Genomic DNA, 23,080 nt, shown 5'->3' with positions numbered 1-23,080 from the left:
TAGTAGATAGTTTTTGCAGAAGGTAATTATGCAATTTGCTCATTTAATTAAGCAGTTCCCTCAATTATTTCACCGGTCTTAATTTAGCAGTAAAGTGTCTTAAAACCTCTGGTTCGTATTCAAATTCAAATCCAACTAGTTTATCTGCATTTTTAAATACTTCTATTACAGCATCGGCGACTACATCCATATGTCTGTTTGTATATACTCTTCTTGGTATTGTGAGTCTCATAAGCTCAAGTGGGGATTCTATATTTTCACCTGTATCTGGATCTCTTCCCAATAGGAATGAACCAATTTCAACGGGTCTTACTCCTGCTTCTAGGTATACTGCATTACAAACCGCTTGAGCTGGGAATTGATGATACGGGATATGGGGGCATATTTTTTTACAATCTACGAATACTGCATGACCTCCCGTTGGATACTGTATCGGTACTCCCGCTTCCATTAATCTATCACCTAGGTACTTTACCTGATCCATTCTATACTCTAAATATTCAAATTCTAAAGCCTCTTCCAAACCTACTGCCAGAGCTTCCATATCTCTTCCTGAAAGTCCTCCATAGGTTGGAAATCCTTCAAGGGGTACTGTTGTAGAACGACAAGCTGTATATAACTCTTCGTCATCCTTTATGGCTACAAGACCACCCATATTTACTAAGCCATCTTTTTTAGCACTCATCATCATTCCGTCTGCATAGCTAAACATTTCCTTAGATATTTCTCCTATAGACTTATCCTTATATCCTTCTTCTCTCATCTTAATAAAGTAAGCATTTTCAGCATATCTTGCCGCATCCAAAAATACTTTCAAACCATATTTATCAGCTATTTCCTTTACACCCTTTATATTTCCCATTGAAACAGGCTGACCACCAGAAGAATTACAGGTTACAGTTACTACTATACAAGAAATATCTTCTAACCTATGTTCTTTTATAAAATTCTCTAGCTTTTCTAGGTCATAATCTCCTTTAAAATCATCGTATTCAGTAGTATTAAATGCCTTGTCATCAATTAAATTAATTGCTCTACCCCCTGCAATCTCTACATGTGCCTTTGTAGTATCAAAATGCATATTGTTTAGTACATAATCCCCAGATTTCTTTATTAGATTAGGGAATACTACTTGTTCTGCACCTCTACCCTGGTGGGTTGGTATAACGTAATTATAACCAGTTATGTCTTTAACCACAGACTCTAGTTTATAAAAGCTTCTACTTCCAGCATAGGATTCATCCCCCATCATAAGGGCCGACCATTGTCTATCACTCATAGCACCAGTACCACTATCAGTTAATAAATCAATATATACATCCTCTGCTCTTAGTGCAAATGGATTATATCCCGCTTCTATTAATCTTTTTTCCCTTTCTTCCCTAGGAATAAGCCTAATTGGCTCTACCATTTTAATTTTGAATGGCTCCGCTTTTCTAATCTTCATTATTTTATCCTCCCCATATTTTTAATAATATTGTCGGCTTTATACTAAGCAGTTCATTTAGTGAATATTCATTCTTTCAAAATAATAAAGCAAAAACTATGCCAACAACTTTTAAGTATTACAAATTAGTATTTTCAATACTTTAATTTTACCTTCAAAAAAATGGAAGATAGTATCGTAACATAACTTTACATTAACCCTTTACAATACGTATATAAAGCTTACATTTTCAATGTTTTAAGTCATAGCAATATTTTGTTACATGTATCATGTTTTTACATTGTATTTTTTGATCATTCTATATACCGTTGGTCTTGATATACCTAACAACTCCGCAGTCTTCTTTTTATTCCCTTGGGTTTGCTTTAAAGTTTTTATTAATATTTCCTTATTAATTTCCTTTAAATTATTTTTTGTTGTTGCAGATATATCTCCTAGGCTTATTCCTGCTTTAAATAGATCTTCCCTTGTAATTACGTTTTTATCACTTATAAATAAGGCCCTTGATATTATATTTTCAAGCTCCCGTATATTTCCTGGCCAATCATATTGACAAAGTAGCCTCTTGCCGCCTGCATCTATGCCTCTAATATCTTTATCCATATCCCTGCCAATCTTTTTTATAAAGTAATCCCACAGAATCTGTACATCCTTTTCTCTTTCTCTCAGTGGAGGAATCTCCAGGAAAAGAACCTTTAATCTATAATATAGGTCTTCTCTAAACTCCCCTTTTTTTACCATATCATATAGATTTCTATTTGTAGCAGCAATTATTTTTACATCTATTTTAATAGGTTTATTCCCACCGATTCTAAATAAAGCTCTTGTCTCTAAGACCCTCAGTAGCTTTGCTTGAATATGAAGCTGCATTTCACCAATTTCATCAAGGAATAGGGTCCCCCCATTGGCAAGTTCAAATTTTCCTATTTTACCGCCCTTCTTGGCCCCTGTGAAGGCACCTTCTTCGTAGCCAAACAATTCACTATCCACAAGCTCCAGTGGAAAATTCGCACAATTTATAGCTATAAATGGCTCATTTTTCCTTTTACTGAAATTATGAATAGACTGAGCAAATAGTTCCTTTCCAGTCCCACTTTCTCCCTGTATATATACATTAGCATCACTTAAAGCAAAGCTTTTAGCTAGTCCAATTTTCTCTTTTAAAATACTGCTTTCACCTATTATATTTTCGAACATATAGGGAACATTTTGTCCTACAAGTGTACTTGCCAGCTTTGTTGTTCTTTTAATTCCTCTAAATATATCTATGGTTCCTACCACTTCATCCTTTTCATTATCAAGTACAGGATATGAAGAATTTATTAGATGGACAGTCTTATTATTTCTTTTGGGGAAGTATTCAACATCTATAATACTCTTTTTATCCTTCAATATTCTTGTCAATATTGGGCTATATTCAGGTGATATTTTTCTTTTCCCATTAAACACCTCAGTTTTTTCTATACCTAGGATTTCACAACAAGCTTTATTTACATATGTAATTCGTCCATCTATATCACATGTAGATATCCCTTCATCGATGGAATCTAAATATTTATTTAAAAAAATACTGTGTTCATTATATTTTCTAAGAATTTTCATGGACTCACTAATCCTAAGAGCAATGTATTCCAATAATCCTTCCCCATGACCATCGGTACCATAATCTGTTATATAGCATATACTATATGTCAGTTTTCTATGTATAGTTAAGTGGGTTTTGAGATAATAAACATCAAGCTTTCCTCGATTAAATCCTATTATTTTATCCACTTTTATTTCTTCTTTAAAGGGACTCTTAAAATCTCTCCCAATAAAATCATTTTTTTCATTACCTTCATTGACATTTATTACCCTATTATTGTGGTCTAATAAAAGTAAAATACCCTTTAAGGAATGTGAATTTATTATATAAAGATCAAAACAATCCCTTATCATTTGAAATTCCCCATCATATCTTATAGTATTGTTATTTTTTGTAAGTAGAGAATCCACATATTCAATTATTTTAGTCCTTTTCATTTGATCACCTGCTTGCAAGTAATTTTCTTTTAAGTTCCTATGTTTTATATTTTTCCTTCCTTAATTTATTATATCAATTGCTCCTTCCTTTTACATATATATTGTTATATTTCTTTTTAAAGGGAGTATTTTCTATTACATTAATTATAAACCATTGCCAGTTAGGACATACTCTTATTAAAATATATGTTCATAATAAGGATTCATATATAATTTGATTATATAGGGTTTTCATAGTATAAGTTAAAGTCTATACTAAAATCCCTATAGAGAGTTTAGGGTAAATCTTAATTTATACATCTCAAAATTTCCCATGTTTCTGGGGAGTTTTGAGATGTATAAATTAAAGTTTTGACTGGAATCTCTGTATAAGGATTCAAGGTGAAAGTTTACAAAAACAGTTAAAATGTAAATTTATAATTGACATTATATATAATTATAGTATAAAATGTAAACAGAACAGGAAGAAATTTTGTATAGTTATATAAATAATAATTCGGAAGGAGATAAAAATGTTATCGACACCAATTACGTATGGATTGAAAGTATTTTATAGGCTTTGGCCCCCTCAAAAGCCATTGGTATATTCTGGGTGTGAATCGGTTTTAAAACTAGCCGATATGCTAATTGCGTCTGGAAAGAAACGTCCTTTGCTTGTGACGGGAAAATATTTATTAAAGAGTGGTAAATTAAAGCCTTTAATTGAAAAATTACATGAGAATAACTGTGAAGTGAGTATTTACAACGGGTCAATACCAAACCCGACGTTCAATCAAATAAAAGAAGGACTAGAATTAAGTATTTCTAATAAATGTGACAGTATAATAGCTATTGGAGGAGGCTCGGTAATAGATGTTGCAAAAGTAATATCAGTTGCTAGTACCAATAAACGTAGTGTAGAAAAGCTAGTAGGCATATTAAAGATAAAGGAGCATCCTCTGCCATTTTATGCTGCACCAACTACTTCAGGGAGTGGATCGGAAACAACAATTGCAGCGGTTATTTCAGATGCAAGAACACATAAAAAACATTTCTTTATTGATCCCAAATTAATTCCAATTGCAGTCGCCCTTGACCCACAATTAATCAAATCATTACCTTCACATATGACAGCGGCTGTTGGGATGGATGCCCTAACCCATGCAATTGAAGCCTATATTTCTGCTAATTCTTCACAGGAAACTGATCAACATGCAGAAATGGCAATTAAGTTGATATTCGACTATCTACCTTTAGCTGTTTCAAATGGTGAGGATTTAAAAGCCCGAGAAATGATGGCCCAAGCTTCTTTCCAAGCCGGATATGCATTTACAAAATCAAGCTTAGGTTATGTACATGCTATATCCCATCAGATTAGTGCGTGCTATAACACCCCCCATGGTCTAGCGAATGCAATTTTATTACCGAGGGTTTTAAGATTTAACAAATCGAAATGTCTAAGTAAATATGCTAAACTTGAAATTCTATTAAATGGTACATCAAATGTTAAGAATAATGAAGAAATGGCCGATAATTTTATTGAGCGTATTGATAAATTATATAAAACAATTGAAATACCAGCTAAATTGGATGGTCTAGATAAAAAGGATTTTACAAAAATATCTAAGGATGCTCTTATTGAAGCAAAAAAATCTTATGCGGTTCCAAAAACGATGAAGTCCAAGGATGTTGAGTTGATTTTGCATTCAATTACTAGGGGTGAATTGAACATATCATTTGAATAATAGAAGGTTTGGGGTTGTAAGAATGAACAAAAAAGATATTCTGATGGCTAGAAAAATTTTTCTGCCATTTACTCGATTAAGTTATAAGAAAACTACTATGCAAGATATAGCAAATGCTACAGGTATGTCTAGGCAATCCATATACAAAAAATTTGGTTCAAAAGAAAAATGCTATAATTGGGCAATTCAAACATATTTATCCGATATGTATAGTAGGATTTTTGAAGAACTCAGTAGGGATCAGCATGGGCCTTTTCAAACACTTCAAGAAGTCTTTGAAATCTTTATCGGTGAAGGGATAGATATTATTAATCACTCCTATGGCACTAATGTTTTGGACGATGTTTTAGCAGCTACCTATTCTTCAGAGGAAGATTGGCATGTACGTTTTACCAATAGATTAGCTGATTTTCTCGTGAAGAATGATTGTGTAACACCTGAAAAATCATTGGGAATAGCAATGGCACTTATTTCATCTGGTAAGGGCTTGTTACTTGTAGAAACTTCAAAAGAACAGTTTAAATTTGATATGACATTGATTATTAAAAGTGTGATTGACTTTAAATAATGAGATTGAAAATAGTAAGAAGGTATGTCATTAGCAGCTGAAAATCCTATCATAATTAAAATGAGTGGATACAATCCCCCTACAAATAAGATAAAGGGATACGGAGTGTATCCACTTTTGATTAGATTTCTTTTCGAGAAATCACCTATAATAGAAAATAATACCAAGTACTATATGAAGATTTCAGTCAAAACCATATAGGAATCCTAGTATTTAGTAATTCAATGAAATTCCTGTTTATTAGGGGTTCATCATATGCATTTTGGCATATGAACTTCAGTTCATCAATTGTCATATCAATTTCTTCTTCAATAACCTCTTCAAATTCAGTTTCACCTTGTTCTAAAATAAAGTCAACTATTTCTTCTGATCTTTCAAACACCCTAATATATAGTCTTTTTTCAGGTTCTCTATCCCATAAATAATTAAAATCTCTACAGAATTTTTTTAGCTTTACAGCTTTTAAATTGTCTTTATATCTCCATATACTATTTAGATAATTGTATGCCCTCTCCATTCTGATGGCATCGTTACTTATATTTATATCATCTTCCTTATTAATATTCTTCAATACCTCTTTTTTAAGTACATCAAAGGGAGATAAGGGAATATAAAAACCTTCACTTTCTCGATCTATCCAGGTATAAAAGGATGTTGGTAAAAATACATACTGTAAAAAACCTAGGGCCGTACTTATATCTCCATGACTACTCCAGCCCGATCGGAGCAAACCCTTTTTACTATCTAGTATACCTACGTATATGATGACTGATTCCTTTGTTAGTCTCCTTTTATCTATATTGCCAAATAAAATACCATCGGTATTTCTAATTTTATTTTCCCAAAAAAGGAAGCTATCTTTATTTAAACCTTGCATTTTTTCACCCCAAGTCAACTAATCGTCTAGGTAATTACAAAGGCTATACATATAAATATAGCCTTTGTAGACAAAATAGCAATACACTTTTAAATTCTAGATAATTTTTGAATAGAACTCTACTACTAAATGGTCATTAATTTCAATTGGAATTTCTTCACGATCCGGTATTCTTTCTAATTTCCCCGAAAGATCAGATTCGCTTTTACTTAAATACGGCAATGTAAATGTTATATTATCTAGAAAATTGTTTCTAAACATCTCATTTTTACTTGATTTTTCCCTTAAAGAAATTATATCTCCTACAGATACTGCATAGGATGGTATATCAACCTTTTTACCATTTACTAAGATATGTCCGTGTACTACCATTTGTCTTGCTTGTCTGATGGAACTAGCAAAGTTTAGCCTATATACTAGATTGTCAAGTCTGCATTCAAGCTTTGTGATTAATGAAATCCCTGTTTTTTCTTTGTCTTTTATTGCTGCCTTAACATATCTTCTAAACTGCTTTTCCATCACTTCGTAGTAGGCCCTTAATCTTTGCTTTTCTAAAAGCTGAACCCCATAGGGAGATAGTTTTCTATTTGTCCTTGACTGTCCATTTCCCTCTCTCTTCATAGCTTTTGGATGTCCACAAACATTAAGTCCTAATCTTCTACATTTCTTAAATCTTGGTCCTCTCATTCTTGCCATTTAAATCAACTCCATAACATAAATTTTGCCGCGATAATTTATGCCATTTAAACATAAATATAGTATATCAAGAAAAGAACCCGTTGTAAATGATTATGATTATTATTTTCATTTATCCTTTGAGAGGTTGAAAATCTGCTATAATTTTATAAAGAAAAAAACAGCCAAAAACCTAATTTTTATAATGGTTCAAGGCTGTTTTTATCTTTTTTACTGGAAACACGAGTTGCTAGTAAGTTTTATATGTCACTTGTTTATATAATTACTGAGCTTCTTCTTCTACAAACTTATTTCTAATTACATAATAAACTGGAAGTCCTAATAACGTAATAACTATACCCATTACATTATTGGAAAAGTCACTTTTTAAGGCCATAAATACAACTGCTGCTCCACCAACAATAGCTATAATAGGAATAATTGGATAAAGAGGAACCCTATATGGACGATTTAATTCTGGCTGAGTTATTCTAAGCTTAATTACAGCTAAAAATACTACAATATAGAATATCCAAGTTGTAACAACAGTAATATTAGTTAGGAAATCAAATCCACCAGTTGACGCGTAGATACTAGCTACAACTGCCATATAAATACCACAATTTATTGGAGTGTGGGTTTTTTCATTAACTTTCTTCAACCAGTTAGAAAAAGGAAGTTGATTTTTAATAGCAAGGGTATATGGCGCACGTATACCTGCCATAATGTTTGCATTAAGCGCTCCAAACACGGAAATCAATATAGCTACATTAATTAACGTTCCACCTGTTTCTCCAAATAGAACCTTAGCAACATCCATTGCAGGAGTTTCTGATTGTACAAAATGAGAAGCAGGAAGTACAAATAAATAAGCAATGTTTATAGCAATATAAATTGTCATAATGATACTAAGTCCTAAAGTCAAAGCCAATGGTAAATCCCTAGACGGATTTTTCATTTCACCAGCAAGGGCTCCAGCATCTATCCATCCTTGGTATGCATATAAAGTAGCTAAAGTAGCTGCACAAAGAGCTGCAAATATACTTGTATCCCCATCTGCTACTGTGAATGGTAAAAGATTAGCCGCTCCATTACCAACAGAAGGCCCTTTAACCAACCCTATAATGATAATAAAAATTAATGGGATTAACTTTATTACAGTAGATACTGAACCAATTTGTCCACCTAATTTAGTAGAAATACAGTTCATAGAAATTAGAAATACTATGGCACAAATAGCTATAGGTAAGCTCCAGCTTTCACTGACCCCTAGCAATATAATAGCTGTTTTCCCAAAAATAACACCTAAAGCGGCAATAAATGAAGGCCACGTAACTACGGTCTGGCTCCAACCAAGTAAATAAGCAGGAACATCCCCAAATCCTTCTCTGATCCATGGAATCATACCACCAGTCTTAGGAATGGCAGCAGATAATTCTGCAGCTGTTAATGCACCAAATAGGGCTAAAATCCCTCCAACTATCCATGCTAATATACCAAGCCCAGGTGCCCCGTTAGTAGCAGTATATAATGCATGGGGCTTATAAAATACTCCAGACCCTATTACAATTCCAATTACTAGCATAAGAACCGTGAAAAAACTCAGTTCTTTTTTAAGTCCATTTTGTTCATTCATATTAGTATCTCCTTTCAAGATATATATGCTTATAATTGAAAGACATAATTTTAGCAATAAAATTTAAAATGAAAGCTATGTAAATATAGATATTTGCTATACATTACTAATAATTTTAAATTTAAAATCTTTCAATTCAGCTAATTTTATCACAATTATATATTTTATTAATATTTTTTCAAGTTACAATAAGACTAAAATACTACCAGCCTTTAATTTCATTCAATACTTCATCTGAAACCTTGCCTGCTTCTACATCAGCTATTGAAGCTTCAATGATATCCATAGCTGCTTCTGCTTCTTTTCTACTCAAGGTTAAAGGTGGAGCAATTCTTAGAACAGAACCACTAAAGAAGGCTAGAATCAATCCTTTTTCCCAACATCTCCAACAAATTTTAGCCGTCTTCTCAATATCTCTTTCCTTTGTAGCTCTATCCTTTACTATATCTACACCAATTAGCAATCCTTTTCCTCTGACATCACCAATACACTCAAATTTATCCATTAAGACTTTAAATCTGTCCTGTATATAATTTCCTTGGTCATTTGAATTTTCAACTAATCCTTCTTCTTTGATGACATTGATTGTTTCAATAGCTGCGGCACATGAAATAGGATTACCGGCAGTATTAAAGAAGTGGGCTGGTGTACCCCAATTTTCAAATATCTCTTTTCTAGCTACCAATCCACTAAGAGGCATTCCCGAAGCCATGGCTTTTCCAAAAACCAAAATATCTGGTTCTATATCAAAATATTCCGATGCAAACATCCTTCCAGTCCTACCAAACCCTGTCTGAACTTCGTCTGCAATAAGTAATATTCCGTGCTGCTTACATATTTTATCTAATTCTTTATAGTATCCTACTGGTGGTATAACTACCCCCGCATCTCCTTGAATCGGCTCATATATAACAGCAGCAATCTCCTCAGGGGGAACCACTGTTGCTAGCAATTCTTTAAAATAATCAATATATCCGGAAATGCACTCCACATCTCCATTACTATAATTACCTCGGTAGGAATCTGGATAAGGTATAAAATGAACATCTGACATTAAAGGTCCTAGATTCTTTTTCATATCCGTACTATATCCCGATACACTTATAGCTCCAACGGTTGTGCCATGATAGGATCTTAGAAAAGAAACTATTTTACGCCTTTTAGTAAAGCTACAAGCTGCTTTAATTGCACCATCCACCGAGGAAGACCCAGATAACCCAAAGGCAACTCTTTTTTCAAAATTACCTGGTGAAATATTAACTAGCTTTTCTGCTAATTCTGTATGGGGCTTATGATACATATAAGCCGGTGTATAATGAATAAATTTATCAATCTGATTCTTAATTGCTTTTACAATTCTTGGATGATTATGACCAGTATTGATAACCGCGGCACTTGACAGAAAATCTATAAATTCATTTCCTTCTATGTCCTTTATGACACAACCCTTTGCTTCATCAACTACCAATGGATAGTAGGGCACTCTAGTTGTATATGATAAATATTTTTTTTCTCTATCAATTATATTGTTTGTTTTTTCTGTGACTGCTTTACACACTACTTTGTCCTCCTACTCATGCTCATATTAATCTATAAATTCTACACTCTGAAAACATAGGAATCTTTATAAATCCCCATATTTTCTAAAGTGTTAATTAATTATATATCTCTATTTCATTTCCTTTAAGATATCACTTACCATACTAACTGATATCTTGCAATCTTCAGCTAAAAATTCTATATCTTCCTTGGTTAATTCATCTATTGTAACCCCTGCCTTTACCACTGCATTCTTAACGAAGGATCTTTTCATCTTATCTAAGTTAATTTCTCTTGCTTCAATTTGATCAAAGCTATTAGGAATTACGATACTCTTTCCTGGTATCTCTTCATTTGGATTTCCTCTTCTTACTTCAATTCCATTTTCCTTAGCAAATGTTAATTGTGCAGTTGGATGTTTACCAGCACCTGTATACTCAGTTTCTTGAACAACAATTATTTGATCCTCATCCATCTCTTTAGCAATAGCTAAAGCAGCTGCTAAAGATGTATTTCCTGCTGGTCCTCTTTCAAGGCCCTCAAGAACAGCTAATGCTTGTGTTACATAAAATACTTCCCCTTGATTTACAGAAACATATCTATCCATGTATCTTAAGGTTCTAGCGGCATTTCTTGGAACATCGGATCTATCAGGCAATGTAGCAAAAGGGATACCAAAACCTGTATGCCCTGTTGTAAAGGATTTCTTATTGAAATCTGTATCAGAAGCCATGTGAAGTCCTTTAAGATTTACGGATGCTCCAATTATTTTTGTATCTACAGCTCCTGCTTTGATTAATCCCCTAGCTGTTCCTGTAAGATTTCCTCCACCTGCATTAGTTACTACTACTGCATCTGGAAACTTACCTTCTTTCTCCATAAGTTCTTCAGCGATCTCATATCCTAGAGTCTCAACACCTGCAATACTATATGGTGAATAAAGTGATGAATTGAAATAACCAGTTTCCTCTAATAATCTTAGAAATACATAGAATAATTCGGGTCCAGTTGTAAGCTGTACAACCTCTGAGTTAAAGGCTTCACACTTTCTTCCTTTTTCTAATATCTCTGGTTGTCCTACTTTTCTTGAATCAAATACTTCTTGGACAACGATGGATTTAATTCCTCTTTGTGATGCCTGGGATGCTACTGCTGCTCCATAGTTCCCAGAAGTAGCAGAAATAGCTCCTTTATATCCATGTTTTTGGGCATGATAAACCGAAAGTGAAGCTCTTCTATCCTTATATGAACCTGAACAATTTGCTGCCTCATCCTTAACAAAAATCCTAGCTCCCTTACCCTTTTCACTAACGCTTCTTACAAGAGTAGTTAAATTCTTAAGCTCAAAAAGTGGTGTATCTCCAACCTTGGTTTCTCTTTGAATCTCTCTAATTTCTTTAAAAGAGTAAGGAACTTCTTTCATTAACCCTTCGTAATCGAAGGCTATTTTACTTTGTTCAAACTTAGCATAGTCAATACCTACTGCTGCCTTCATTATTTCATTGTTTCTACTCATAACTCCTTCATAAGACATATCCTTCATTACTTAACACCTCTTTCTAAAGCTTTTGCAAGTTCTCTTTTAAGTTCTTCACCTATTTGAATTAATTCTATGATCGTATCTCCATAGTCATAATTATGTCTTGGTGCCATTTCAACCAATTTCCCACTAATTTTTCTTTCTGTTAATGTTATAATTTCAACTTCTTCTCCAACTTCGGCTTCATCGGTTTGCAAAAAACCCCTTACCCACATATTTAATGGAACTTTTCTAGTATCCTCTGGTAAATTGGTTGATCTCTCTTCGGGCTGGAGAATCAAATTTTCGATTTCTACCCAATCTCCTTTTCTTGCCTTCATTACAATCTCTCCTTTATTTTTAAAAATTAAAATTTTTCTGCTAAAATTATTATATAAACTCTATATAACAGACAACTTTACTTTAAACTCCTCTGTAAGTTCAGAAGCAATTTCCCTAAGTTCTTCCTTTGATGGAGTGCTTAAACCCTTCAGCTCATAGGTTCTACCTAATTTATCATATTTAGCTTCTCCTAACCTATGATAGGGTAGAAGCTCGATATTTTTAACTCCAATATTTTTACAGAATTCACTTGTCTTAGCTAGATTGTCCCAGCTATCATTACAACCTGGTATTATGGGTATTCGAACTATTATATCCTTGTTCATTCCGGCTAGTTTCTTAACATTTTCCAAAATAAGCTCATTAGGTACTCCAACAAACTTTTCATGACGTTTAGAATCCATAACCTTTATGTCAAATAGAACAAGGTCTATTTTTTCAACTACCTTCCAAAGGGATTCCCACTGTTGAAATCCTGTAGTTTCAATTGCAACATGAATATTTCTTTTCTTTGCCTCCAATACAAGTGCATTTGCAAAATCCGGCTGCATAAGTGGTTCGCCTCCAGATAATGTCATTCCACCATTGGATTCATCATAAAACACTTTATCTCTAGAGACCACATCAAAAATCTCATCTACAGTTGCTATACGTCCTACCTCCTGGGAACCCATCATTTCTATATCCATCTTCTGGGATTCTGGATTAGAACACCATTTACAACGAAGAGGACATCCTTTAAGAAATACGATTGTACGAATACCTGGACCATCATGGAGGCTATAACGTTGTATATTATAAATTAATCCCTTATTCGACTCTTGCATGGGCTAACTTCTCCTAATAACAATTTCAACGCTTCATGGTAGCGATGCATATGTTATATATATTTTTTTGCATTCCAAGCTCATATTTATTGATATTTTTATAAAAATTCATGTTCTTCTCTTGCTATAATGTCATCCTGTAATTCCTTTGCTAGCTCCACAAAACGTGCGCTATAGCCTGCGATACGAATAATAAGGTCACTGTAGTTTTGTGGGTTGTTTTGTGCATCTCTTAAGACTTTTCCATCTACAACATTTACTTGTACCTCTTGTCCTTTTAGTGTGTTGAAATAGGTACTAACTAAATCCATTAATTTCTTTAGGGACTGTTCTTCTGATAATGCATTCCTATTGAATTTAAGATTTAATACATTACCCTCAAGAACACGACTTTGATCTATCTTTCCAGCCGATAGAAGTACAGCCGTAGGGCCTTCACTCTCTCCTAGATTGGATGGTGACATGGAATCCGAAACCGGTGTCCCTGATTTTCTTCCATCCGCAGTGGCTCCTGTTTTCCATCCATGAGGAACAGTTGCCCCAAGGGTAAGGATCATAGAAGTATAAGCTCTACCATCAATATCCTTATGTTTCTCAATTTCATCAAAGAACATATTTGTCATAGTTTTCATGACATCATCTGCATAATCATTATCATTTCCATATTTAGGAAGACTCTGTAGCACTTCGTACACTTCTTCTCCTCTTTCTCCAGAGAAATTACTATTTAATACTTCAATTAATTCCTCCATCTTAAGGGTGTTATCTTCAAAGATAGTTTTCTTAACAGCTACTAAAGAGTTGGCAGCTGTTGCTAATCCAACATGTAATATAGGTGTTGCACCCCAAAGGGACCCACCCCTAGTCATGTCTTTACCATTATCTATACAACCTTCTATTAAGCTTGAAAGGAATAGATGCGGCATATATTCTCTCTGTACCATATCCACTACTGCAGCATTTATCACTTGGTGTTTCACAAAATACTCCATTTGTGTACGAACAGCCTCAAGCACATCGTCAAAGGCTTTAAAGCTCTCGGGCTTACCGGTTTCAGGTCCAACTTGCTTACCTGTCAACCTATCTACACCATCATTTAAAGCAAGATCTACAACACGAGCCACATTTAAAAATCCACCATTAACTCTAGCTTGGAATCCCTTTGGAGCAAGCTCTACACAACCAACAATACTATAGTCTCTAATACGCTCTATAGGCATGTCCGGAAAAGATCTTTGCATAGCCCCCATACATCCTTCATCACCAAACATAGCTGGCATCCCAGTCCCAAGCTTTACAATTTCTGCAACCCTCATTTTGAAATCCTCTGGAGTATTCTTATGAAAACGAACTGTAAACTGAGGATTTGTTAATCTTATATGTTTTTGGCTATTAAGCATTAAGTAGCTTAGCTCATTTGTAGCATCGTCTCCGTCAGGTGTTTGCCCTCCAATTGTAAGGTTTGGAGTCATAGGAAAACCTGGGTGAATATGAATAGATTCACTATCCTGGGCTTTAACAATTTCATTGAACTTAATCCATAGAGAATCTAGAAGCTCTTGAATTTCATCTATGGTATAGCGTCCTTCTTTTATATCACTTTTATAATACGGATATAGATATTGATCTAATCTTCCTGGGGAAACTGAATCACCGCTTGTTTCTGTTTGAATGATAATTTGCATAAAAGCTACAACTTGAATAGCTTCCCATATGTCCCTTGCTGGATTCTCAGGAACCCAATTACAAACATCTGCTATTTTTTCAAGTTCTTTTTTTCTTATGGTGTCCTTCTCTTTAACGGCAAGGGCTAAGGCCTTTTGTCCATAACGCTTAGCATAATTAACAACTGCATCGAGACAAATGATAAGTCCTTCATAAAAGAGTTTCTTTTCAATACCTTCACTAGTGGTTAAATCAACAGCACTAAGCTTTTCTTCAACTTCATTCTTAATACCTATGATTCCAACCTTTAGTATTTTTTCAACATCATAAGCTGTATGACCATAACCATTTCGTTCAAAAAGATCACGGGTAAACATATATGAATCTCTAGCCTGCTTAGTTTCCTCAGGAAGCATGGCACGATATCTGTTGTATATGGTTTTATTATTCCAATATGGAAAGATACTTTTAATATCATCCTTTACATTTTGAGGAACTACGAAGGTATCCTGTTCCCTTGTTTCTAACATTTCATCTAGCTCTTCCTTTAGCCATTCTGTAGCAAACTCTGGAAAAACGGGTGCTGATCTCCTTCCGTTACTTCCATGACTTCCTACAATCAACTCTCCATCCCAGATATTTTGTGTCATGTTATCAAGAATTTTTTTGAGTGCAATTGCTCTTCTTGTTACATTAGGTACATCTTCTGTTTCTTTATATAGTTCAGTAACAAGTAATGCTCTCTCACTACACAAAGTCGGTTTAGCAGAAATTACTTCTTCCCTAATTTTTGCAATACGATCTGTAATCGATTTATCAAAATCTTTATTACAATATTTAATCATTTGTGTCATGAATTTTTCCCTCCTCTTTATCACTTCATGGTTATATAGCAAATATCGTGCCACCTTTATAATTCTGTTGAATGCATTATATTTTCAAAAGATATTATGGCCTTATGATTATTTACTGTCTTGATCCAGACTCAAAAATGCGACATTTGTATCATGCATCCATAATACATAGTCATATCAAAGCCTTGATTACAATCTCAAAATTGATACTGAAATATCACAAACAAGACAGTTTTACAAAAAAATGAATTTGTCAAAAAGTCTACAATACAATCCAAATATTAACAAAATCGAGCAGGAGGGAAATTTAAATAAATTTCCCTCCTGCTCGATTTTTGACCAACAAAAAAAAGGACATCTCAGCCCCAGAATTCATTCCCTATTTTGAGATAACCCCTTTTAAGATCATTAATTTATTCAATTTATTATAAATCTTACTTATGTTTATGTTGTTAATTATACTTACTCAACATTATTGAAGCTAGCCTTTTAGTTTCCTATATAATGATGCCCTACTAATGCCTAATAAATGTGCAGCTTTTTCTATACCATTAGACTCATTTTTATACTGTTTAACAACGTTTTGTATAACTTTTCTTTCATATTCTAAGGTCCTTTGTTTTAAACTCATTGTACTTCTTTCTTCCAAATCATAATCAGAAATTTTTTGTAGAAGACTATCAGTAGTTAAAATATTGCCCGTTTGAATATTTATTGAATACTCAATAGCATTCTCAAGTTCTCGCACATTGCCTGGCCATGTGTATTGTTTCATAGCTTCAATATAGTCCCTTGAACACGCTATAATCTGTTTATTAAGCTTGTGATTATATTTCATGATAAAATAGTCGATTAAATCATCTATATCCGAAATATGTTCTCGTAGTGGACTAATTTCAATAGGTATGATATTTAAACGATAATATAGATCCATCCTAAACAGCTGCCGTTTTATGAGTTCATCCAGATCTTGATGGGTTGCTGATATCACTCGTATATCGATTGGAGTCGGTACATATCCACCAATTCTTAAGATTTCTTTTTCTTGTAATACCCGAAGCAGTTTAGCTTGAAGGTGCAAGGGCATATCGCCAATCTCATCTAAAAATAAAGTTCCTCCATCAGCAACTTCAATAATACCTGCTTTTCCACCCTTACGCCCTCCTGTAAATGCACCCTCCTCATATCCGAAAAGTTCACTTTCTAACAAGTTATCCGGGATGGCGGCACAATTAATGGTTACAATAGGTTTATCCCTTCTTGAACTTAGACTGTGTATAGCTCGGGCAACCAATTCTTTTCCAGTTCCAGTCTCCCCATTAATCATCACAGTCGAACAACTGTTAGCGATGCTTTCTATTCTCTTCCTGAGTTCAATCATAGCTGCACTTTTCCCAATAATAGAGCTTAAGGCATTCTCAGAGCATTCTTCTTTACTCCCAAAGACTAAACTCCTAATATATGCAGCTTTATGAAGGCTAAATACGAAACCAATATCCTCATTTGATTCACTTTTTATCACCGTAGCACTTACAACCATTCTATGCATTTCATTGTTAATAAATACTTGTGCCTCACGCCCCTCTAGTTCACCCTTGTTATTTAGAACTTCTTCAATAGCAGTAGAGGTTAAAATTTCAGTAATAAGCTGGTTTTCAATAGGTCTATCAGCGCCAATAAAATTGCAAAAAGTATGATTAGCACACTTAATTCGTCCATCAATATCACAATCAACAACACCGTAATTCATAGAATTAATGATAGCCTCTCGTTCGGAAAACATCCTTTCGGCATGAATTCTGGTCGCTTGTTCCTTTGCAGCACTAACCATGAGCTTAACCATACTGTTCAAATACTCAACTGTCTGATCTATGCGTTTAATGTAATAGTCCTTCATCTCATTAGAAAATGTTATAACACTGATATATCCAAAAAATCTATTGTCAAAATTAAATGGAACTGAAATTTCTAAGGTTTGTGGACAATTTCCTTCATTTTCACATCCTTTACAAAGTGGATTAAGTCCAGGATTTTCAATGATAGTCACTTTTCTTTTCTTTATAATTTCATCAATATAGGGTTTCCACTCTTCAGTACCTTTTCTAATTATATAAAATTCATCAATGGCCATATAATTTCCATTTTGATCAACAATTGCTACCGTAACATCATTGAGAATTTTACTAGTTGCCACCACAATTTCCTCAGCTACTGACTTTAATTGTTTAATATCCAAACTATTTCCCTCCTTCTGTCCCTTACTACTTAAACTAATTAGATTAATGTTTGACAATTTATATTTTTTGTACAATATTTATTTTATCAACTTCAATAATTACAACTAAAACGAATCAGGAACAGATACTAATCAAGCAAATTTTATGCCAATTTCAAAATTATTGATTTTATGATTTGAAATAATAATTTGTTCTTTCATAGTTTAGATCATTCTTAAGTGAGCAAATTGCATAATTACTTTCTATAGAAACCATCTACTATAGAGATTCCTCCTATTAGGCTTAGCCGATCAAGAGTTATGGAATTTTCCTCAAGTATGAATATAAAACAATTTGAAAATTTAATAATTATCCTGCAATACTTATGCTCTATTTTACTCTTAATTTGTGATTATATCAAACTTCTTAAATTCTTCTTCTGTAAATCCAAAATATTCCTTTCTGATATTATCTAAATAGCACTCAAACTCTTTTCTTTCATCTACTTCTAATTTATTTGAATAAAGATTTACCATCAAATCATGGGCAATATAATCCTCGCTTATCTCCACAAAACCAGCATCCCTAGTCCATGTCACTTGACTGTCTTCCCCCCTTGATATAATTCCAGAAACAACATGGATACCATCAATTATAATTAGCATATATCTTTCACTTTTCTCTGATAAATACCGTTCTATCCTTCTATGGGTAATTATTTCTTCATATGGATTGTTTTTTCCAAAGTATATTCCCCTTAACAATACTCCTCTATTTATTGCCTCATTTAAAGCTTTTGAAATATCATTTGTTTCCTCTTCCCATATTGATACTGCTATTCTTTTTTGGGCCTCACTGATTAAAGCATTTATAAAGTCAATAATATTATTTCTACCTTTGATAACAATCAACTCGTTATCATTTTCCTGCTTTGAATAAACCCTCTTAGTGTATTCATCAACATTATTCAATATATCATCAAAATTGTTTTTAAGCTTACTTATCAATAGCTTAGGTTCTAGAGGATGATATAAAGTAGTATTTTTTTCAATTTGTTCAAATACTATTTGCTTTTTTTTCAAGCTATCTAGCACCTCATATATTCTCGATCGTGGAATCCCTGAATTTTTACTTAAAACATAACCATTTACAGGATACTCTTCTAAAAGCTTTAAATATGCCTTTACCTCATATTCGCTTAGTCCTAATTTTTTCATATCTTCAATAATCAATGATTCACCATTCATATGATCTTACCTCCAACTATCTATTTTGTCTCCTTTTATAGTTAAAATCAAAAAATATATCCATTTTTCATTAGAATCATACCAAAGGCAACTAGTATTGACCCTAATACAGGTATTATTATACCACCCTTATACCAAGCATACACAAAGGAAAAAACTATGGCTGATAATGAAACCAATGGCATGTGGGGTATAGCAGAAAAAACACCCGGTATTATCAATGCCCCTAAAGCCGTATAGGGTATATACTTTAACAGCATTTCCAATCTTTTGGGTAATTTTTTTCCGGATACCATGATAAAAGGAAGTAATCTTGGTATATAGGTTGCCAACATCATTCCTATAATTAATAATATTTGATTATTCATATTCTTCCATTTCCCCTTCCTTAAATAGATACAACCCTAAAAATGATGCTATTATAATGGATATAACTATGCTCCAGCCTTGAGGCAGAGCAAAGAAATACTTGCATATAGTATTTATAACTCCCGATAAACCTGCTAGTATTGCGGCTTTATTTGATTTTTTTATTTCTGGTATCAAAATCGCCCCAAACATTGCGTATAAAGCTATTCCCATACTACTTTTAACAGCAATTGGTAGTATTCCCCCAACAAAATATCCTAATGCTGTACTAAAGACCCAAGCAGAATATCCCATAAGTTCAAGGGAAATCATATATTCTTTGGTTAATGTTCCATCCTTAAATGATGCTATAGAAAAAACCTCATCGGTTATCCCAAATGCGATGAAGGGACTCCACCTCTTCATATCTTCTGTCATTCTTGTTGCAAGGGATGCCCCCATTAAAAAATGTCTGAAATTTACTAGGGAGGTGGTTAAGATTATTTCTCCTATTCCGGCACCTACCATTAATAGGTTTAAGGCTATAAATTGACTTGCCCCTGCAAATACAAGTACCGAAAATAATATACTATCCAGCATTGTAATCCCCGTGGTTTTTGATAATATTCCAAATGCCATCCCTATGGGGAGAAAACCAATGACAATTGGTAACCCATCTATCACTCCATGTTTAAAGCTATATTGTACTTTTAAATTTTTCACCTTTATTGAGCCTCCTTAATGTTCTTAAATATCATTCGCGAATTTAGTAACTACCAAACCAACTACTAATATTAGTGATTATTATAGTAGTTACTACTGTCATTGTCAATATTATTTTAATATTTTCCTATGCATAAATTAAGATTCAATTGCCACTGCCCATATAAATCTTGGATTTTATATTATAAATTTCTTTTATTTTATAATCAGTATCAATAGGAAGGTATAAAACAAGGATTTTAGGCTAAAATCTTTAATATGTAAGTTTATACTATTATGTAATAGGGTGGTAAATAACAATGCAACTAAATGAAAATATAGATTTAATTATCAATGAGATAGGTCCTAATAGTCCTGTGATTGTCAAACATTTTTTTATTGGAAATAAGAAAATCCTTGACGCTGCCTTAATATATGTAAATGGATTAGTAAATAAGGATGCCATTGATAAAAGTATTTTGAAACCACTAATGTTTCAAATAGAAGAAGAAGTATTTCCCCATAAAAATACTGCGGAGTATATATGTAAAAGATACATACCATCATCAAATACACAAACAGAAAAAAATATTGGTTCTGCTATAGATAATATTAAATCTGGAAGAACGGTTATATTAATTGATGGCATAAGTGAGTTCATTATAATAGATACATTAGGTGGGGATTTTCGATCTATAACTGATCCTCCAACTGAATCATCGGTTAGAGGTCCTAGAGAAGGCTTTGTAGAAAATATAGAAACTAATATCAGTATTCTAAGACGAAAAATTAAAGACAAGCACTTAACAATAGAAGATTTGCAAGTTGGTACACGTTCCCAAACTGAATTAGCATTAATATACATTGAAGATATAGTGAATGAGGATGTTTTAAAAAAAGTTCGTGATAGAATAAACAGTATAAATGTGGATGCAGTAAATGATACTGGTATCCTTGAGCAATATATAGAAAAAAGTGCCTATTCCGTATTCCCACAGGTATACGGTACTGAAAGACCAGATATAATAAAAGCGAATATACTTGAAGGACGAATAGCCATTATATTAAATGGGACTCCCTATGTGCTTACTACTCCAGCCATATTTATAGAATTTTTTCAAGCTGTTGAAGATTATAATCAGCGAACAATAGTCTCATCCTTTACAAGACTTCTACGAATATTTGCAGTTTTCATAATCATAACATTACCATCTACCTATTTAGCTCTGCTACAATACAATATCGAGTTGATACCTGTAAAATTTATTAATCCAATTGTACAATCAAGGGAAGGCATAGCGTTGACCCCCTTTCTTGAAATATTAGCAATGGAAATAGTAGTAGAATTTTTAAGAGAAGGAGGACTAAGACTTCCACCAAGAATAGCATCAACCTTAAGTATAGTAGGAGGAATCATTATAGGAAATGCTGCAGTTGACTCAAATATAGCAAGTCCTACCACCCTACTTATAATCGGAATAACCGTCGTAGCTACTTTTTTAATTCCTAATTATGAAATGTCTCTTAGTATACGATTTATTAGATTCCCCATGCTTATTCTTACAAATGCTATGGGATTTTTAGGCATAACATGTGGCATATTCTTTTTGATAGTTCATCTATTCTCTTTAGAAAGTTTTGGAATTCCTTATGTATCTATTGAAAGTAATGATTTAAAGGATATATTTATTAGGGCCCCATTATGGGAGATGAATACTAGACCTGAATCCATCCCAAATAATAATCCTATACGACAGAAGGATTTCAGGAAGCACCTTTGGAGGAAAGATAATGAATAAACAGAAAAAACTTATAACTTCAAGTCAGCTAGGCTCTTTATTGATAGGGTTCTCAGTTGGCCCGGCTTTTTTAAGATTTGCTAATGCCCTAGTAAAAATTGCCGCCCAAGACGCATGGATTTCAGCTATAATTGGATTAATATATCCCCTTTATGTTATTCTCATAGCCAGCTTTATCATAAATAAGCATCCCAATGATGACATATTGGTTTTAAGCAAAAAATATTTTGGTAAATTTTTGGGAAGCATATTAAATTTCATATTTATTTCACAGTTTATACTTGTTACCTTAACAGTTACATCAGATTTTGTTAATCTTACACGAACTTATATTGTTCCTTTTTTATCTCCTTTAAAGGTGGTTATAATAGCAATTTCATTAGCTGCCTATACATCTTGTAATGGGTTAAGGGTTCTAGGTAAAACAAATCAATTAATTAATTTCGGTTATGTGATAATTTTATTCTCTATAGTTATTTTTAAATCTGGTGATATATCAAATATACAACCTGTATTTGGTTCGGGTTTATCGAGCATTTTCAAAGCAAATAAAGAAACTGCATATTTTTATACTGGCTGGGAAGCCATTTTTTTGCTTTATCCATATGTAAAAGACCCTGGGTATATAAAGAAAAAAACTTTAAAGTCCTTGGGCGTATCTGGATTGATATGGGTATGGGCTGTATTTAGTACCATAGTTTATTTAGGTATAGATATCATTCCTAAAAGCTACTGGTCTTATATATTTGTTTTTGAAAGTATTCAAATACCTATAATTAATAATTTTCGATATATATTCACCTTTATCTGGATATTAATAATAATTAGGACTATTTCAAATTATTATTTTGCCTCTACCTTAGGTATAAATAAACTTATTGAAATTGATATAAAAAAAATATGTATATATATCTATCCTTTAATGGTTTATTTTGCTTTAATACTTTCCGATGATTCATTAAAAGAAAAAATACTGTCTTTTACATCTCCAACCTTTACTTCTTTTAATTTAATATTTTTTACATTAATAGCTTTACTGATATCATTTAAACCTAAGCATTGAGCTTACCAAT

18 protein-coding genes are annotated in these 23,080 nt (G+C 33.1%); 4 read left to right on the top strand and 14 right to left on the bottom strand.

Features of this window, described 5'->3' with window-relative positions:
• Window positions 1–64: 64 nt before the first annotated feature.
• Together N4A68_01195 and N4A68_01190 are read right to left on the bottom strand one after the other, a co-directional pair.
• Complete coding sequence (locus N4A68_01195; protein MCT4562933.1) at window positions 65–1,447, bottom strand: tryptophanase; 1,383 nt, start codon at window positions 1,445–1,447, stop codon at window positions 65–67.
• A 267-nt stretch (window positions 1,448–1,714) separates the two neighbouring features.
• Window positions 1,715–3,469: a sigma 54-interacting transcriptional regulator gene (locus tag N4A68_01190; protein MCT4562932.1), complete on the bottom strand. Its 1,755-nt coding sequence runs from the start codon at window positions 3,467–3,469 to the stop codon at window positions 1,715–1,717.
• Between the two features lie 512 nt (window positions 3,470–3,981).
• On the opposite strand from N4A68_01190, the gene N4A68_01185 reads away from it, so the two are divergent.
• Complete coding sequence (locus N4A68_01185) at window positions 3,982–5,193, top strand: iron-containing alcohol dehydrogenase (GenBank protein MCT4562931.1); 1,212 nt, start codon at window positions 3,982–3,984, stop codon at window positions 5,191–5,193.
• 22 nt (window positions 5,194–5,215) lie between these two features.
• Window positions 5,216–5,761: a TetR/AcrR family transcriptional regulator gene (locus tag N4A68_01180; protein ID MCT4562930.1), complete on the top strand. Its 546-nt coding sequence runs from the start codon at window positions 5,216–5,218 to the stop codon at window positions 5,759–5,761.
• 187 nt (window positions 5,762–5,948) lie between these two features.
• Here N4A68_01180 and N4A68_01175 read toward each other — a convergent pair whose 3' ends face one another.
• The 12 genes from N4A68_01175 to N4A68_01120 form a co-directional block, all read right to left on the bottom strand.
• Entirely contained in the window at window positions 5,949–6,638 is a 690-nt protein-coding gene (locus N4A68_01175) for a hypothetical protein (GenBank protein MCT4562929.1), read from the bottom strand.
• Window positions 6,639–6,734: 96 nt separating this feature from the next.
• Entirely contained in the window at window positions 6,735–7,334 is a 600-nt protein-coding gene (gene rpsD, locus N4A68_01170) for a 30S ribosomal protein S4 (GenBank protein ID MCT4562928.1), read from the bottom strand.
• A gap of 262 nt (window positions 7,335–7,596) precedes the next feature.
• The gene (locus N4A68_01165; protein MCT4562927.1) at window positions 7,597–8,949 is read right to left on the bottom strand and encodes an amino acid permease; all 1,353 of its coding nucleotides are present in this window, start codon (window positions 8,947–8,949) and stop codon (window positions 7,597–7,599) included.
• Window positions 8,950–9,151: 202 nt separating this feature from the next.
• Window positions 9,152–10,507: an aspartate aminotransferase family protein gene (locus N4A68_01160; GenBank protein ID MCT4562926.1), complete on the bottom strand. Its 1,356-nt coding sequence runs from the start codon at window positions 10,505–10,507 to the stop codon at window positions 9,152–9,154.
• A 111-nt stretch (window positions 10,508–10,618) separates the two neighbouring features.
• The gene (gene ortB / locus N4A68_01155; GenBank protein ID MCT4562925.1) at window positions 10,619–12,031 is read right to left on the bottom strand and encodes a 2-amino-4-oxopentanoate thiolase subunit OrtB; all 1,413 of its coding nucleotides are present in this window, start codon (window positions 12,029–12,031) and stop codon (window positions 10,619–10,621) included.
• Window positions 12,031–12,348, bottom strand: a complete 318-nt coding sequence (ortA, locus tag N4A68_01150; GenBank protein MCT4562924.1) for a 2-amino-4-oxopentanoate thiolase subunit OrtA — start codon at window positions 12,346–12,348, stop codon at window positions 12,031–12,033. Before ortA ends, ortB begins: the two co-directional genes overlap by 1 nt.
• Before the next feature lie 60 nt (window positions 12,349–12,408).
• Window positions 12,409–13,176, bottom strand: coding sequence for a glycyl-radical enzyme activating protein (locus tag N4A68_01145; protein MCT4562923.1), 768 nt, complete (start codon window positions 13,174–13,176; stop codon window positions 12,409–12,411).
• 98 nt (window positions 13,177–13,274) lie between these two features.
• Window positions 13,275–15,695, bottom strand: coding sequence for a formate C-acetyltransferase/glycerol dehydratase family glycyl radical enzyme (locus N4A68_01140; protein MCT4562922.1), 2,421 nt, complete (start codon window positions 15,693–15,695; stop codon window positions 13,275–13,277).
• Window positions 15,696–16,176: 481 nt separating this feature from the next.
• On the bottom strand, window positions 16,177–17,931 hold the full coding sequence (locus tag N4A68_01135) for a sigma 54-interacting transcriptional regulator (protein ID MCT4562921.1): 1,755 nt from the start codon (window positions 17,929–17,931) through the stop codon (window positions 16,177–16,179).
• Between the two features lie 381 nt (window positions 17,932–18,312).
• Window positions 18,313–19,158 (bottom strand): hypothetical protein, encoded by an 846-nt coding sequence (locus tag N4A68_01130; protein MCT4562920.1) that lies wholly within the window; start codon window positions 19,156–19,158, stop codon window positions 18,313–18,315.
• A gap of 47 nt (window positions 19,159–19,205) precedes the next feature.
• Window positions 19,206–19,526, bottom strand: coding sequence for an AzlD domain-containing protein (locus tag N4A68_01125; protein MCT4562919.1), 321 nt, complete (start codon window positions 19,524–19,526; stop codon window positions 19,206–19,208).
• Complete coding sequence (locus N4A68_01120) at window positions 19,519–20,229, bottom strand: AzlC family ABC transporter permease (protein MCT4562918.1); 711 nt, start codon at window positions 20,227–20,229, stop codon at window positions 19,519–19,521. The genes N4A68_01125 and N4A68_01120 overlap by 8 nt, the downstream gene beginning before the upstream one ends.
• A gap of 299 nt (window positions 20,230–20,528) precedes the next feature.
• Between N4A68_01120 and N4A68_01115 the strand changes: the two genes are divergently transcribed.
• Window positions 20,529–22,007 carry a spore germination protein gene (locus N4A68_01115; GenBank protein ID MCT4562917.1) on the top strand — a complete coding sequence of 493 codons (1,479 nt, stop codon included), beginning with the start codon at window positions 20,529–20,531 and terminating at the stop codon, window positions 22,005–22,007.
• Window positions 22,000–23,070, top strand: coding sequence for a spore germination protein (locus N4A68_01110; protein ID MCT4562916.1), 1,071 nt, complete (start codon window positions 22,000–22,002; stop codon window positions 23,068–23,070). Before N4A68_01115 ends, N4A68_01110 begins: the two co-directional genes overlap by 8 nt.
• The last annotated feature ends 10 nt before the right edge of the window (window positions 23,071–23,080 follow it).

Origin of the sequence: Maledivibacter sp., from assembly GCA_025210375.1 — a bacterium.
In the GTDB taxonomy this organism is placed as follows: domain Bacteria; phylum Bacillota; class Clostridia; order Peptostreptococcales; family Caminicellaceae; genus JAOASB01.
Note: the sequence above shows the minus strand (reverse complement) of the source record. Positions and strands in the feature narration are given on the sequence as shown.

Coding starts and splice junctions, on each gene's coding strand:
- N4A68_01110 (MCT4562916.1), top strand. CDS start 22,000: ATGAATAAACAGAAAAAACTTATAACTTCAAGTCAGCTAGGCTCTTTA.
- rpsD (MCT4562928.1), bottom strand. CDS start 7,334: ATGGCAAGAATGAGAGGACCAAGATTTAAGAAATGTAGAAGATTAGGA.
- N4A68_01165 (MCT4562927.1), bottom strand. CDS start 8,949: ATGAATGAACAAAATGGACTTAAAAAAGAACTGAGTTTTTTCACGGTT.
- ortA (MCT4562924.1), bottom strand. CDS start 12,348: ATGAAGGCAAGAAAAGGAGATTGGGTAGAAATCGAAAATTTGATTCTC.
- N4A68_01115 (MCT4562917.1), top strand. CDS start 20,529: ATGCAACTAAATGAAAATATAGATTTAATTATCAATGAGATAGGTCCT.
- N4A68_01145 (MCT4562923.1), bottom strand. CDS start 13,176: ATGCAAGAGTCGAATAAGGGATTAATTTATAATATACAACGTTATAGC.
- N4A68_01130 (MCT4562920.1), bottom strand. CDS start 19,158: ATGAATGGTGAATCATTGATTATTGAAGATATGAAAAAATTAGGACTA.
- N4A68_01175 (MCT4562929.1), bottom strand. CDS start 6,638: ATGCAAGGTTTAAATAAAGATAGCTTCCTTTTTTGGGAAAATAAAATT.
- N4A68_01140 (MCT4562922.1), bottom strand. CDS start 15,695: ATGACACAAATGATTAAATATTGTAATAAAGATTTTGATAAATCGATT.
- N4A68_01125 (MCT4562919.1), bottom strand. CDS start 19,526: ATGAATAATCAAATATTATTAATTATAGGAATGATGTTGGCAACCTAT.
- N4A68_01190 (MCT4562932.1), bottom strand. CDS start 3,469: ATGAAAAGGACTAAAATAATTGAATATGTGGATTCTCTACTTACAAAA.
- ortB (MCT4562925.1), bottom strand. CDS start 12,031: ATGAAGGATATGTCTTATGAAGGAGTTATGAGTAGAAACAATGAAATA.
- N4A68_01195 (MCT4562933.1), bottom strand. CDS start 1,447: ATGAAGATTAGAAAAGCGGAGCCATTCAAAATTAAAATGGTAGAGCCA.
- N4A68_01185 (MCT4562931.1), top strand. CDS start 3,982: ATGTTATCGACACCAATTACGTATGGATTGAAAGTATTTTATAGGCTT.
- N4A68_01180 (MCT4562930.1), top strand. CDS start 5,216: ATGAACAAAAAAGATATTCTGATGGCTAGAAAAATTTTTCTGCCATTT.